Origin of the sequence: Echinicola rosea (genome assembly GCF_005281475.1) — a bacterium.
Lineage (GTDB): Bacteria > Bacteroidota > Bacteroidia > Cytophagales > Cyclobacteriaceae > Echinicola > Echinicola rosea.
The window spans coordinates 5,017,056-5,030,814 of record NZ_CP040106.1 but is presented as its reverse complement, the minus strand read 5'-3'; the positions used below and the strand labels follow the sequence as shown (position 1 = coordinate 5,030,814).

The following is a 13,759-nucleotide window of genomic DNA, read 5'->3' as shown; positions in this document are numbered from 1 at the left end:
GTCGGAATTCCCATTTTACTTGGCGCCGCAGTGCGCAATTGACGGGACAGCGGGGTGATTTTGTCTTATGTCACATATTATGATTTCCCAACCCGAGCAGTAAACTCGGGTTGGGAAGGTGACATGTTCTTGCGTTTTTGATTTGATTATTTGGCCACTTGGAAACAGCGTTCACTTGGCATTATACCCCCAAATTAGGCAGAACAAAGGATTTTGTGTTTGGGTTGAGCCTGATCCATAAGCCTGGGTTGGCATTTAGCTGCTGCAGTGCCTCTTCACTGTCATTACTTATGGGGCTGTTGAGCACCTTCGCGTAAGTTTTGACCTTGGCAGGGGCAGAATCAGCATCCACTACTGATTGAACGACCTTTTTTGCCTGGATAATCGCTGCCGGTCCCAAGGTAAGGATGTACTCGGCAGAGCGACATTCCGTTTCATCATGTTCGTTCACCACACTTCCTCCAGCTTTGAACTTGCTGATATGGTGCTCTAAAATACTGCTGGATATGGGGATCAAGCCGGCCATATGGTGGGGCTTGGCACCAGAAAATGGCTTGATATAGGCCAAGTGGGAAGCTTGGTTTTGTTCGGGTCCATGGCCGATAAAAAAGATGTCAAGCCCGCCCAGTGCTTCCAGCTTGTTCAGATAATCCACAAGGGCGGATTCCAAGTCCTCCGTATCGGTCTGCATGGGGGTAAAACTCTTTATTTTGCGGAAAAATGCATCGCCCAAAATTCGCTCAAAATCCCGGACAAAGCTAAAGCCATTGGCCATGCCCATCGGTGCCAGGGCATCTTGGGTAAAAACGTTCAACCTGCCGAGCAGTTCGTCTTTTTCACCGGTTTCGGCCAATTTCCCCAATAGCCTGTGCAGCTCTTGGGCGCCCCTTCCTCCAAGCAGGGCAATGTTGATTTCGCCTTCTTTTGCTTCAGCAGTGGCGTAGAGCTCATTTAGCATGGCTTGTCCTACTTCCGCTTCGGTGTTGAGGATGGTTGGCGTGATGCCATGATCGGTAAGCGTAATGGTGTGGGCATTTTTTTTGGACAGCCATACGTTTTGGTTTTCTTCATCTCTGGAGAAGGATGTCTGGTCTGTGTTCATGGTCATTGTTTTTTAAAATATTGGATGGGTAATTTTACCCACTTGTACATGCGTGTGCATTAAACCCGCATTTTGCATTAGCCTATCTATTACGATTCCTAATGCATATTCAGGGCAATGTCGTTTAGTTAGCGTGTATCTGGAAATATTGGTTTAATTATTATTCTTGTTAAATTCCAAGATGGTTTTCATCTCTTTACCATTGTTACTTTTTTGCTTCATGTCAAAAAAGTAACCAAAAACCCCGCCGCTACGCCACGGCGCACAGGTGTGCATCTATTGGCCTAAAATTAAAACCTTTCCTCATGCAGGCAAACTCCTCCTTTCCTAGGTGCCAATATTCTTTTTGGCTAGTATTTCGTTAAACAAGCCTGACTTTTTGCCCGCCCGCTTTTTAATTTCTTAACGCCCAATACCTGCAAGGCGGATCCATTTTATACATGTTATAAAAAGGCCATGGATTAAAACCATAATTTTCTCAATGGACGATCCGTATTGGAAAATCTCTTTAACTAAACGACATTGATAAAACGGGTTAAATGGCTTCACAAAAGTCAAAAATACACTTAAACATGGAATAAGCAATAGTTTATCCGTACCGCAGTTTATTAAATGCTGATTTTTAAGTACGATCAGCTCTTGGTGTGATGCTGTATGCAGCTAAGACACCTATCCTTCCTGATGGAGGTATAGGTAATCATAGTGGATAAGGGGTTTTTGGTTGGCCAAGCCCTGTTTTTCGGTTGCTACCTTGGCACCATAAGCCGCTTTGCCCAAACCGATCTTCCGTCCATCTTCTGAGAGGATGCGGATAATGTCACCTTTGGAAAAGTTTCCATGGATTTTAAGAACACCGATGGGCAGCAAGCTGGTGATTTTGTCGGATCTCAGGGCGTTTTCAGCCCCGGCGTTGATAATGGCTTCCCCCGTGGAGTAGTGCTCGCTGTGAGCGATCCACTTTTTTGGACTTTGTTTGGCTTTGGATGGTTCGAAGTAGGTGCAGCGCAGCCTGTTATGGAAGTAATCAATGAGCACATCCTCCCGCTTGCCATTGGCAATGGTAACACCGATGCCCAGATCAGCGGATTTTTTGGCCATGTTCATTTTGGTGAGCATTCCACCTCGTCCAAAGGAACTCCTGGAACTTGAAATGAAGTTGGCCATGGATGGGGTATCTGCATCGACTTTTTCGATCAGTTCGGCACCGGGATCATTTGGATGGCCTTTGAAGATTCCTGCTACATTGCTGAGAATGATTAGATTTTTGGCATCCAGCATAGCGGCCACCAATCCGGCTAATTCATCATTATCGGTAAACATTAGCTCCGTAACCGATACGGTGTCATTTTCATTGATCACCGGAATGATATTGTTTTTGAGTAGCCCTTCCAGGCAATTTTTCATGTTCAGGTAATGCTTTCTGTCCCTGAAATCGCTTTTGGTCACCATGATCTGGGCGATCGGTGCATTATGCTCCAGAAAAAGCTGCCTGTAGTATCCGATCAGTTCAATTTGCCCTATTGCGGCAAAAATTTGTTTTTGGATGATGGGATCGGTCTTTTCTTCGAAAACGGTGGATTTACGACCATAAGCTACAGCTCCCGAGGTGATCAGTATGATTTCTTGGCCTTGCTCGCGCAGATAAACCATCTGGCGCACCAAGGCTTTCATGCGGTTGGTGTCAGGAGTGCCATCGGCCTGGGTAAGTACATTAGAGCCAATTTTGATGACGATGGTGTTGGCCTTTCGGTGGATCATACGTGTAATTTGTAAAGCACCTCCAAAAATAGCAAGGTTTCTGGATATTTCCCTCGGATTGACCGGATGTTTATTGTGGGGATTTCCCGCGGATTACACAGGAACTTTTATGGTGCTCACGGAATGCACAGAGTACACAGAATGTACCAGGTGATTAAGGAGGGGAATGTTACTGGAATTCTGTACGAATAAAGTACTTTTGGTTACTTTTTTGACCTGAAGCAAAAAAGTAACAAAGTGATAGTCACGCTATAATTTGGCAAACAAAATAAAAGTTACCCATAGTAAATCATATAACACCTTCATTTTTAATCGACAGAGAAAGTATCATTAGAATTATTAATTAATTTTTCCTTGAATTCTGCGTATTTCGTGATTTCCATGAGCAAAAATAACTGTTAGATTATAAAATTCATTTTTGGATAAGTAGGAAAATGGTGGTAATATTCAGTTTTTAGTTTTGCTTTTAGGAAAAACTGAAGATTGAATTGGGTAAAATATAACGTTAGCTATGGGGCAACTGATCATTGATTTTAGTAATTGGATTTGGGGATGGCCATTATTGTACCTGCTCTTGGGAGGAGGGACCCTATTGTTTTTATATTCTGGCATAATCCCTTTCAGTGGCTTTGCCCATGCGATGAAAGTGGTAAGTGGCAAATACGATGATCCCAATGCCAAAGGGGATATAACATCCTTTCAAGCCCTTACTTCGGCCATTGCAGCAACAGTGGGCTTGGGCAATATCAGTGGAGTGGCCTTGGCCATCGGGACAGGCGGTCCAGGAGCGATATTCTGGATGTGGGTGTCGGCATTTGTCGGCATGGCGACCAAGTATTTTACGTGTACACTGGCCATCATGTACCGTGGTAAGGACAGCTCTGGTCATATCCAAGGAGGTCCCATGTACGTGATCGAAGAGGGAATGGGCAAGAAATGGCGATTTCTCTCCATCATCTTCTGTGTTGCAGGAATCATGGGGCTTTTGGCCATCTTCCAGGCCAATCAACTGACCGATGTTATCCGTGTTGTACTTCTGAAACCATTTGGTTTGGACTATGGCGTATCTACGAGGTGGATTTTGGGCATATCGATGATGTTGTTGGTCGCCACAGTCATTTTGGGAGGTATCAAGCGTATTGCCTCGGTAGCCTCCAAATTAGTGCCTTTTATGGTGACCCTCTATTTCTTGAGTGTGTTGATTATTCTTTTCCGGTTTAGTGATCAGATATTGCCTTCTTTTTGGTATATCCTAGACGATGCCTTCTCAGGAAAAGCCGTTTTGGGCGGTTCGATAGGGGCGGTGATCATTACGGGAGCCAGAAGAGCTGCCTTCAGTAATGAAGCAGGGATCGGTACAGCGCCCATGGTGCATGGAGCTTCCAAAAACGAAGAGCCTGTTCGTGAAGGCTTGATTGCGATGCTGGGGCCTTTTATCGATACCATTGTAGTTTGTACCTTGACTGCGATGACCATTATGGTCACTGGCGTATGGGAAACGGGCGAAAAGGATGGCGTGCTGATGACCCTCTCGGCTTTTCAAAGCGGGATTCCGGTGGTGGGCAAATATTTCTTAATGGCTGCTGTACTGGTATTTGCGCTGTCCACTATGTTTACCTACAGCTACTATGGCCACAAGTGCTTTAATTACCTTTTCGGCGCGGATAAGGCGGATTATTATAACTATTTCTATTTGCTGACCATTGTTGCAGGGGCGGTCGTCTCGCTAAAGGTGGTGATGAGTTTTGTGGATGGCATGTATGCCGTGATGGCCTTTCCTACCATGATTTCTGCCATTTATCTTTCTCCAAAAGTAAGGGCAGCCACCAAGGATTATTTTAGAAGGATGAAAGAAAAGGGGATGTTATAATACTTGCGGAGGGAAGATTGCTTATCCGGTTTTTTCGGAATGAAATCCAAAAAAGTCAATAATTTAAGGTTATGGAAAAATCCTCAACGTTACATCGTATCTATTGTCGTCCGAGTAAAGGTTTTAGAATTGAAAAAAGTCGTCCAAACCTGCTCCTAAATCCCCTAAAGGGGACTTTCCTATTTTCCATTCTAAGAACGGGTAGTTTTACGAAATCAAGTAAATCTTATCTGTTTTCATTTAAAGCTACGTTTTCAGCGTAATGAAATTTAATCGGACGACAGTGCATCGTATCCTTGAAAAAGCCATTTTAAACAACTCTATAAAGGAAAAGCGGTAATAATAATCGGGCTAGACAAGTAGAAAAGACCACTTTGCTCCGGGGTATATTTAAAGGTCAAGGGTAAGATTGTGGATAAGTGGTGATGAACTTGACATCCAACAGCTTTTTTCCAATGTTTCGACCACCAGGCTACATCATGTTTAAACCCGCATTTTGCATTAGCCTATCTATTGCAACCTGATCCGCCGCGGCGGACAAAATCAATCGCTTCGCTGCTGTTTTCGATTTCACCATAGCGATGCTATGATTCAATCTCCAAACAGCCTGATTTTCTTGTATTTTCAGCTCTCATAACGATTCCTAATGCATAAAGCGGGTTAAACCCGCTTTCAATGCCGTTTAGTTAAGGGGATTTCCTTCTTTTCATATACCTAAAAGTCCTTTTTTCCATTGATGAAAAAAGAAAGAAAAAAATCTAGGCCGTTGGTATGCCTTTTAAAATGGAACATGGATTTACCCTGCGACGTGGATCCGTCACCCATTTTAATTTCCACCCAAAAGTAGAAAATAGATCTATTTTTATGATAATGGCATCCGAAATGGCCTCATCGCAAACCTTAACCAGCCAAAAAAACGCAATGATGTGGGAGCTCTTTGGAAAAATTTCTTAGTTTCAGAACGAATTAAATTTTTGCACTATTCTGAAAGATGGGTGAATCATTGGTATTGGGGGACCAAGGACCAAAAGGAAATTAATTTTATTGAAGAATCAGGAGAGAAAAATACAGGCTTATGAATTCAAGTGGAACCCTAATGCTAAGGTGAAACGATCGAACTGTTTCTTAAAAGCATATCCTGAAAGTACGTTTCAAATAATCCACCAAGGGAATTTTGAAAGATTTCTGATGAAGGACTAAAGATGCAATAGATCAATTTAAACCTGTTTGAGTTAAGCTGGTTGATTGTTTATGAATAACCTAATATCCGACCTATGAAAATCCTTATTGCCCCAAATGCATTTAAAGGAACGATTCCAGCAGATCGCGCTACAGCCCTGATCAAAGAAGTGCTGGCCCCACATTTTAAACAAGCTGAATTTCAACTGTGCCCCATTGCTGACGGGGGAGATGGGACCTGCGTTTTACTTGGTAATCAGTTGGGATTAAGCGAGGTGCCTGTGGTTGGGCTTAATGCATCAGGATATATTAAACAGGGTTTAATATATTTAAATTATAGTCAAAAAAAGGCTTTTGTCGATGTAGCTACATTGAGTGGCTTGGATGGGGTAAAAGGGTACGGAGTGGATGCCAAGCTTACCAGTACGTATGGAACAGGTTTGTTGATTTTAGAAGCCATTAGGAAAGGCGCCGATCATATTGTCCTTGGACTTGGAGGGAGTGCTACGGTGGATATGGGGACAGGAATTTTGAGGGCCTTGGGTTTTTTGTTTTTGGATGAAAAAGGAAGGGAAATCCCAATGTTTAGCCCTGGTTTTCTATCAAGAGTTGCTTATATCCAGCGACCAGCAGTGAGGCATAGGATCCGGTTTACCTGTTTGTGTGATGTGGACAATACTTTTTTCGGAAAGGAAGGGGCCATTCCGGTATTTGGCCCGCAAAAGGGCTTGAAAGCTACAGACCAATCGGCATTTGAGCAAGCGGCGGAGAGAGTCTTTGATCTGATGAAAGCCAAAGGAAACAGTGGATTGGAAGATCAGCCGGGCTTTGGAGCAGCAGGTGGGATTGCCCTAGGACTCAGTGCTTTTTTTCCAGTGGAGATTACACAAGGAGCGCGCTACTTCTTCCAAAGCGTCGGGATGGGTGAAAAGGTAGCTTGGGCGGATTGGGTGATTACGGGAGAAGGGAGATTTGACCGGCAGTCAGCAGGAGGGAAGGGAAGCTACGAGCTATTACAACTGGCTCGAAAACACCATAAAAGGACCATTCTTATCACTTCTGGAGGAGAAGAGGAAGGCATTAGGAGTGGCTTTGATGAAGTCATTAATTTGCCTGAATTGGACCTTGGCCAAAAAAACATAAGTGATCTTGCTGAGAAGTACCTAAAAACCAGTTTGGAAAAATTTATCAGGAATGGTGCTTTTAAAGAAAAGGAGTAAAAGACATTCCGGCGAAGGGGATCTCCTGAATTTTTTAAGGATGAATCCCAGTCACCGGAATGTTGATTATTATTGGTCTTTTACTTCTTCGCGTCCATCCGCATGGATGGCAAATCGTCCTTTTTCTTTTGGATGCGTAGGCTCATGGTTTGGCCATGGCCACCCTCCAAACTGGGTTTGTTGGAATTCCGTCATGGCCTGATGGATTTCTTGGGTACTGTTCATGACGAACGGTCCATGCTGCACCACCGGTTCATCGATCGGTTTGCCCTGGAGGAAAAGCAACTCCGCTGGTTGGTCACCATTGACGAAGGTTATTTCCTTCTCAGAAAATAGATCCAAGGAGTGTCCTTCCGGTACCTCAAACCCTTCTACGTTCAGTTTTTCTCCTTGGTAGAAGAATAGGGAGCGATTGATGTCCTTTGCAGTGGACGGCAAGGTCCACTTGGCATTTGGTGCCAATTTTATGGTCCATATGGCCACATGGTTTTCAGGATCTGCTGCCCAAGAATCAGGGTTTGGGGAAGGTGCTTTTTGGTCACCATATTGTCCAGCGATAATTTTTATGCTGATCTGGTTTCCATTCTCATCTTTCTCCGTATGCACTGGAATGGTCTCGCCCCAAAGCATTTTAAAATGAGGGGGTACATTCTTCTTTGCTTTTGGTAAGTTCAGCCAAAGCTGAAACAAGAGTAATGGATTTTTTTCATCCTTTTTGAGCAAAGGGAACATTTCGCTGTGCATGACACCTTTACCGGCTGTCATCCATTGGACATCACCTTGTCCAAATCTTCCTGCTGCCCCCAATGAATCCGAATGGTCCGCAAAGCCGCGTTCTACCAAGGTTACGGTCTCAAAACCTTTATGGGGATGGGCGGGAAAGCCAGGAACTTTACTGCCATGGTACATTCTCCATCCATCTTTTATGGTGAAATCCTGGCCGATATTCCGGCCTTCCAATGACGCTGTTGGCCCAAGCTCATCATTTCCCGCCGGAAATTCATCCAAGTGGTATGCGCAAAACAAAAAGGGATCTTGTGTTTGCCATTGAAAGCCAAGTTGTCTGATTTTTTTGATTGCTGTATCTTTCATAATGTCCTCCTAAGACGGTTTAAATTATATGTAAATGAATCTAATGTATATACATATAATAGGGCTGAAAAGTTTCATTTTTCCTCAAAAAAAATCAGTTGCTAGGTTTAGCAGTGTTTGAGGGAGGTGCTAGTAGCCACTTTAGTAATTTTTTACTGGGAATGTATTCAAACTTTCGATCGATTACTTTGAATTGTTTGTCCAGGAGGATCAGGGCAGGAGGGATGAACTTCTCATCTCTGCTGCCCAATAACATCGCCAAATCGTGAATTCCCGGACGCTTGTCCGTAGCTTGGTGGTTTGCCAATGTAAGGCCGTCAAAGTGAATGGTGTCCCGCGTTTCGGCATTCATCCTGACAGGATAGTATTCACGGTTCAACAGCGCGATCACCTCAGGGTTGGTAAAAACCATTTTGTCCATCTTTTTGCAATAGGTACACCAATCAGTATAAAAATCGATAAATACTTTCTTTGGAGATTTTTCCAGCGAGTCCTCCAATTGCTCAAAAGTCAGCCATCGGATTTTCTCCTGTCCGATAACGTGATGACAGGTCAATAAGCCTGTCATCACCATGAGTGGGAGCAATATTGATTTCATAATTTAGGTAGTCTATCGTTTTACCAATACTTATAACCTTCGATCATTTCAACCTTCTATTCTCAATGGAAATCACCAATTTTCACACCAAAGAAAAACGTTCTTGGTCTCGCAGGCCCATAAATATAATTGGAATCCCGTAAAGCCCCTGTATCAAAATCATTTTGGTAACTGTTGAATGCATTTTGGACACCCCCTGAAAGCTCCATGTGGAAGCCTTTGGCAAGGTCGAAATGATAGGCCAGTTTGATGTTGGCATCAAAAAACTGCTGCGTATCCACTAGTTCGATAAAACCTGATTCACTGATCACATGTGGTACCATCATAGTTCCTGTATAGGCTCCTGTAAGGTCCAGCCCTAAGTGCTCTGTCAATGACCAATTGGTAGAGAGATATCCGTAGGCATTGGGGGCACGGAGAAACCGGTCGGTCGTCACGGTTGGCTCTTCCTCACTGGCTACTTCGGGTTCGAACAGTACTTGTGGATCCTTATAGGTAGATCGCTGAAGGGTACCACCTGCCTGTATGGCCAGTTGGGATGAAGGCGAAAGGTTCAGTTCGAAATTTCCACCCCTGACTTCTGCTCCGGATCCATTTCGGACTTCTTCCAGTATAGATCCATTAGGCAGTGTGGCCCCCGTGCTGACTGTCGTAAATGGCCGCTTGAGCACGGTATAAAACCCCTCCGCCAAAAAACTGAACTGCCAATCGCCAATGGCTTCAGTTACGTTCAGGGAAGCTGTGTACGCATCGGAAAGTTCTGTCTTCAGCTCATCGGACAGGATCACAAAAGTGGGCTCACCACCTACTGAAGAGATATGTAAGTCTTCATTGAAGGCTTGCGGGGCCCTGAAACCGCGCGCATAACCTAGGCGTAGCTGAAGGTTTTGCCGAAGGTCATAAAGCAGGTTTGTCCTTGGACTAAATACACCTGTGGAGATGTCCGAAGTCCGGGTGACGTCCGCTAGTCCATAATGACCATCTACCACGGTATGGTCGTAGCGCCCACCGGCAAGTAAGGTCATGCGCTCATTTGGTCGCCATTCGTATTGTCCATAAATACCTATAGTATTGACAGATTGGTCGATCAGCCGTTGGTAGCCGATGATTTCATCTTCTACATCGCTCAATTGGTATTCTGCACCGAATATAATGACATCATTGTTGCTGAAATTTCTGGAGAATTGGCTTCCTGCCACTAGCGATAGATCATTTGTTTTGCCATAGGCATTTGCAGCCAAGACACTGTCAGCCGCGGTACGGCCACCTCCCAGTCCTCCATAGTAACTGTCACGCTGGGTCTTTTGGCCAGATAGATAGACGGAAAAATTATTCCTGCCATCCTTGCTAAACTGCTCATAAGTCAATCCGCCTATCAGCGTATTGTGAGTAAGCTCTTCGGTAATGTCAGTAAAGTGAGGGGGCAGGTCCAGTTTGTCACCACCTCTTCGGTATTCCTTGATGGCACTGAAGTCGAAACTGATCTTGCTGTGCTCACTTGGTTTTAAAAATGTCTTCATTCCAAAGGTATTGTTTTCCAATCGGGTGATTTCGGTAAAGCCATCTCCATTTGCATCATAGCTGCCACGCTGGCGGTATAGGCCGTGAAAGGTTACTCCCGATTGGAGGTCTTCGCTGGTGAGCGATCCGTTGAAGTTCAGTGAATTGTCAGGAGTAGTGCCATCGATGAGGGAGAAGTTGGATCCGATTTGCCACGTATTTTCTACAGGCTCTTTGGTAATTATATTAATGGTGCCCCCGATGGCATTGGAGCCGTAGAGTGCAGACCCGCCGCCACGGACCACCTCTACACGCTCGATGATATTGGTAGGAATCTGGTCTAGTCCATAGACGCTGTTAAGCGCACTGAAGACCGATCTGCTATTGATCAGGATTTGGGAATAGGCTCCTTCAAGGCCGTTCAGTCTTACTTGGGTAAAGCCACAGTTTTGGCAGTTGGTCTCTACTCGTACGCCGGGTTGATAGTTAAGGCCTTCGGAAAGGGCTACTGATTGGGTGGCATTGAAGAGTTTGGGGTTAAGGACATTGACCACCACCGGTGCCTCCTTGCGGTCCAATTCATATCGAGTGGCACTGATGACTACTTCATTGAGGTTTAAGTTATCTTCCTTTAGCTCAAAATCTACTTTTGTACTTTGTCCCTGGACTACGGTGACGGTTTTTTGAGCCGTTTGATAGCCCATGAGTTTTACTTTGATGGTAGCACTACCCGCTGGGACATGCTGGATGACGTAGGATCCATCTTCCTTAGTGGCTGCACCCAGGTCGGTACCCATTATTTGAAGGGTGGCATAAACGGGGGAATGTCCAACAGCCGTTACGGTACCGGAAATTTCTCCAGTGTCTTGGGCTTGGCTGTGGGCCGTCAGTAGGTGTAAGATTAATATGCTCGTAATTAACTGTTTCATTGTTGAATTTGTAAGGATACTAAAATATTATTTACTATTAGCGAAATTAAAAATTATATAAGCAGAAAAAAAATATTAGATTAATCTAAATATATGCATTTTCTAATATAGACTAGAAAAGGTAGGTGGTAGAAAGATATTTTATAATGTGATGACCGTTTATACGGTAAATTGTCCTATTACATAAAAAATAAGCAAATGATGGATGAACAGGCAATTTTCCCGTAGGTATAGGCTTAACAGTATCCCAATTTAATTTTCTTTATTTACCATGAAGTATTTTAGTGTTTGTTTCGTCTTATTCATCACCTTTTCCATGACTGCCAAGGCACAAACTTCAGCTACTCCAAAGAAAAAAGAACTACGATTTAACCTTAATGAGGATGGAAGCCATTATGTAAAAGGAACCTTTCTCAATCAAATTTGGCTGCGTTATACTTTGGCCAATCCAGGTTCGGAGGTTTATGGCACTCCAGATGATCAGATTATGGACATCGGTCTTAGAAGAACCCGAATCCAGGTATATGGTCAATTGACGGACAAAGTGTTTTTTTATACCCAATTTGGCCAAAATAATTTGTCCTACCGCTCACCACGAAAACAAGGTATTTTCTTCTTGGATGCTATTGGAGAATATAAAGTGGCAGAAGAAAAGCTGTCATTGGGCGCTGGACTGACCGGGTGGAATGGGGTGTCACGATATGCAAGCCCTTCTATTGGCACTATTCTCTCATTGGATGCGCCACTTTACCAGCAGGCAACCAATGATGTCAATGACCAGTTTGTGCGAAAACTGAGTGTTTATGCCAAAGGGCAGCTGGGGCAGTTGGATTACCGGTTTGCAGTCTCCAAGCCGATGTCCATCGAACAGTCCGCAGTCCAGGGACCGATAATTGATGAAAACTCCTTGGTTTCTTCAGAGATTGGCTATGCTCAGTACCATGGTTATTTCAAATACATGTTTTTGGACAAAGAATCCAACACCACGCCTTACCAAGCTGGTTCTTATTTGGGAACGAAAGACATATTCAATATTGGGCTTGGCTTCATGGCCCAGAAGGACGCCATGTGGCATTATGCTGAAAATACTACCGATACGGTCAGGACCAATCTGGCCATATTTGCTATTGATGCATTTTATGACAGGCCGCTAGATGCCGGAAAAGGAAGCGCCATTACAGCTTATGCTGCGTACACCTATAGCGATTATGGGAAAAATTACATCAGGAATATTGGTGCCATGAATCCTGCCACAGGCGTGAATGCAGAAGGAACGCTCAATGGGCCTGGAAGTGCTTTTCCGACCATAGGCACTGGAAGCACCTTTTATGCACAGTTTGGGTATTTGTTCAGAAGGGATTTGCTTGGAAAAGCAGGCACCTTACAGCCTTACATCAGCAGTCAATATTCCAGTTTTGACCTGCTGGATGATCCCATGGCCATGTATGATGGGGGGATCAATTGGCTGATCGATGGTAATCGGGTGAAGCTATCAATGAGTTATCAGAGCAGGCCTATTTTTGCGACAAATGCTGAGGGGAATTATATCACGGATGAACGCAAAGGCATGGCCGTGATGCAATTTCAGATCGCTTTGTGATGATTAGTATTTATATAAGGGTTAATGTAAAAGTTGAAAAGGGGAAAGCTACTGGCTTTCCCCTTTTTTATTGCTGTCTATTTTAGAATGGATCATTCAACGGAAAAAGCAGCTTGGTAATTATTCGAAAGCCGCATCATGAGATCAGGGGTAGTGGCACCGATCACGTACTTGGAACCAGACATTAATTCATCGTCAAATGCGATATCTGCAAATAGCACCTTTACATCATTTTTTACCGAAAGGGTGTTTATGCCATCAGAACTTACCGTAATAGGGGAACTAAGGTTAAGTGAAACTGTTCTAAAGCAATCGTTTGAACCAGTTTCAAAGGAAAATTCCATGGCTTCCTCTCCTTCACCTACCGTCCCTTTGGTTTTGGAGAAAATATAGCTAGTAAACCACATCCATGAGGAGTAGGCCATGTTCTGAAGGGCGTTCAATTCCCCCGCAGTACGGGTAAGGTCGTCATTATACTCGGGATCGATTCCCACGGCAAAATTGATTCCCGTATAGCTGCCTTCAGGGATATTTTTCAGTATAATCGTTTCGCGAACAGAGTCTGGTAGTACAAATGTGTCCTGTACCAGCTGCTCTTTCATGTGCTGAACCAAGTAATACGATTCAGGTACTCGGTATTTCGTGCCGTTTTCATGTATTAGTTCTACATTTGAAATCCAGTAGCGTAATTCGTTAAATATTATAGTACTACCGTTTTCCGCAGTAAAAGCTTGCTCCAATTCGAACGCTTCGTTTCCAAACGTATGATCCAGCTGGAGGGAAAGTGTTGATTGGCTTTCTACTTTTAGCGCTTCATCGGTGTCATTCGTGCATGAAGCCAATCCCCCAATGGTTAAAAGTAATGCAGTAATTATGTTTATAGTATTTTTCATTTTTCTGTCTTTATATGT

10 protein-coding genes are annotated in these 13,759 nt (G+C 43.9%); 4 read left to right on the top strand and 6 right to left on the bottom strand.

All coding sequences use genetic code 11. From position 1 onward, the window contains the following. Nucleotides 1-181: 181 nt before the first annotated feature. Entirely contained in the window at nucleotides 182-1,102 is a 921-nt protein-coding gene (locus FDP09_RS19585; RefSeq protein WP_137404274.1) for a hypothetical protein, read from the bottom strand. Between the two features lie 669 nt (nucleotides 1,103-1,771). Further along, a complete protein-coding gene (gene proB, locus FDP09_RS19580) occupies nucleotides 1,772-2,860 on the bottom strand; it encodes a glutamate 5-kinase (protein WP_137404273.1) in 1,089 nt (362 codons plus the stop codon). A gap of 511 nt (nucleotides 2,861-3,371) precedes the next feature. On the opposite strand from proB, the gene FDP09_RS19575 reads away from it, so the two are divergent. From FDP09_RS19575 to FDP09_RS19565, 3 genes are all read left to right on the top strand, one after another. After that, nucleotides 3,372-4,730, top strand: coding sequence for an alanine/glycine:cation symporter family protein (locus FDP09_RS19575; protein ID WP_137404272.1), 1,359 nt, complete (start codon nucleotides 3,372-3,374; stop codon nucleotides 4,728-4,730). 854 nt (nucleotides 4,731-5,584) lie between these two features. Continuing rightward, on the top strand, nucleotides 5,585-5,809 hold the full coding sequence (locus tag FDP09_RS24315) for a DUF4143 domain-containing protein (RefSeq protein ID WP_137405100.1): 225 nt from the start codon (nucleotides 5,585-5,587) through the stop codon (nucleotides 5,807-5,809). 195 nt (nucleotides 5,810-6,004) lie between these two features. Further along, complete coding sequence (locus FDP09_RS19565; RefSeq protein WP_137404271.1) at nucleotides 6,005-7,129, top strand: glycerate kinase; 1,125 nt, start codon at nucleotides 6,005-6,007, stop codon at nucleotides 7,127-7,129. 69 nt (nucleotides 7,130-7,198) lie between these two features. Here the strand turns inward: FDP09_RS19565 and FDP09_RS19560 are convergent, their stop codons facing one another. The 3 genes from FDP09_RS19560 to FDP09_RS19550 form a co-directional block, all read right to left on the bottom strand. Continuing rightward, nucleotides 7,199-8,221, bottom strand: coding sequence for a pirin family protein (locus FDP09_RS19560; RefSeq protein WP_137404270.1), 1,023 nt, complete (start codon nucleotides 8,219-8,221; stop codon nucleotides 7,199-7,201). A 94-nt stretch (nucleotides 8,222-8,315) separates the two neighbouring features. After that, nucleotides 8,316-8,819: a thioredoxin family protein gene (locus FDP09_RS19555; protein WP_137404269.1), complete on the bottom strand. Its 504-nt coding sequence runs from the start codon at nucleotides 8,817-8,819 to the stop codon at nucleotides 8,316-8,318. 62 nt (nucleotides 8,820-8,881) lie between these two features. Further along, the gene (locus FDP09_RS19550; protein ID WP_137404268.1) at nucleotides 8,882-11,248 is read right to left on the bottom strand and encodes a TonB-dependent receptor; all 2,367 of its coding nucleotides are present in this window, start codon (nucleotides 11,246-11,248) and stop codon (nucleotides 8,882-8,884) included. 271 nt (nucleotides 11,249-11,519) lie between these two features. Between FDP09_RS19550 and FDP09_RS19545 the strand changes: the two genes are divergently transcribed. Next, nucleotides 11,520-12,848 carry a hypothetical protein gene (locus FDP09_RS19545; protein WP_137404267.1) on the top strand — a complete coding sequence of 443 codons (1,329 nt, stop codon included), beginning with the start codon at nucleotides 11,520-11,522 and terminating at the stop codon, nucleotides 12,846-12,848. A 92-nt stretch (nucleotides 12,849-12,940) separates the two neighbouring features. Here FDP09_RS19545 and FDP09_RS19540 read toward each other — a convergent pair whose 3' ends face one another. Then, nucleotides 12,941-13,741, bottom strand: coding sequence for an MbnP family protein (locus tag FDP09_RS19540; RefSeq protein ID WP_137404266.1), 801 nt, complete (start codon nucleotides 13,739-13,741; stop codon nucleotides 12,941-12,943). Between the last annotated feature and the right edge of the window lie 18 nt (nucleotides 13,742-13,759).

What these genes read in the sequence shown, in the direction of transcription:
- FDP09_RS19555 (WP_137404269.1), bottom strand. Translation starts at nt 8,819, where the DNA reads ATGAAATCAATATTGCTCCCACTCATGGTGATGACAGGCTTATTGACC.
- proB (WP_137404273.1), bottom strand. Translation starts at nt 2,860, where the DNA reads ATGATCCACCGAAAGGCCAACACCATCGTCATCAAAATTGGCTCTAAT.
- FDP09_RS19575 (WP_137404272.1), top strand. Translation starts at nt 3,372, where the DNA reads ATGGGGCAACTGATCATTGATTTTAGTAATTGGATTTGGGGATGGCCA.
- FDP09_RS19540 (WP_137404266.1), bottom strand. Translation starts at nt 13,741, where the DNA reads ATGAAAAATACTATAAACATAATTACTGCATTACTTTTAACCATTGGG.
- FDP09_RS19550 (WP_137404268.1), bottom strand. Translation starts at nt 11,248, where the DNA reads ATGAAACAGTTAATTACGAGCATATTAATCTTACACCTACTGACGGCC.
- FDP09_RS19560 (WP_137404270.1), bottom strand. Translation starts at nt 8,221, where the DNA reads ATGAAAGATACAGCAATCAAAAAAATCAGACAACTTGGCTTTCAATGG.
- FDP09_RS19545 (WP_137404267.1), top strand. Translation starts at nt 11,520, where the DNA reads ATGAAGTATTTTAGTGTTTGTTTCGTCTTATTCATCACCTTTTCCATG.
- FDP09_RS19565 (WP_137404271.1), top strand. Translation starts at nt 6,005, where the DNA reads ATGAAAATCCTTATTGCCCCAAATGCATTTAAAGGAACGATTCCAGCA.
- FDP09_RS19585 (WP_137404274.1), bottom strand. Translation starts at nt 1,102, where the DNA reads ATGAACACAGACCAGACATCCTTCTCCAGAGATGAAGAAAACCAAAAC.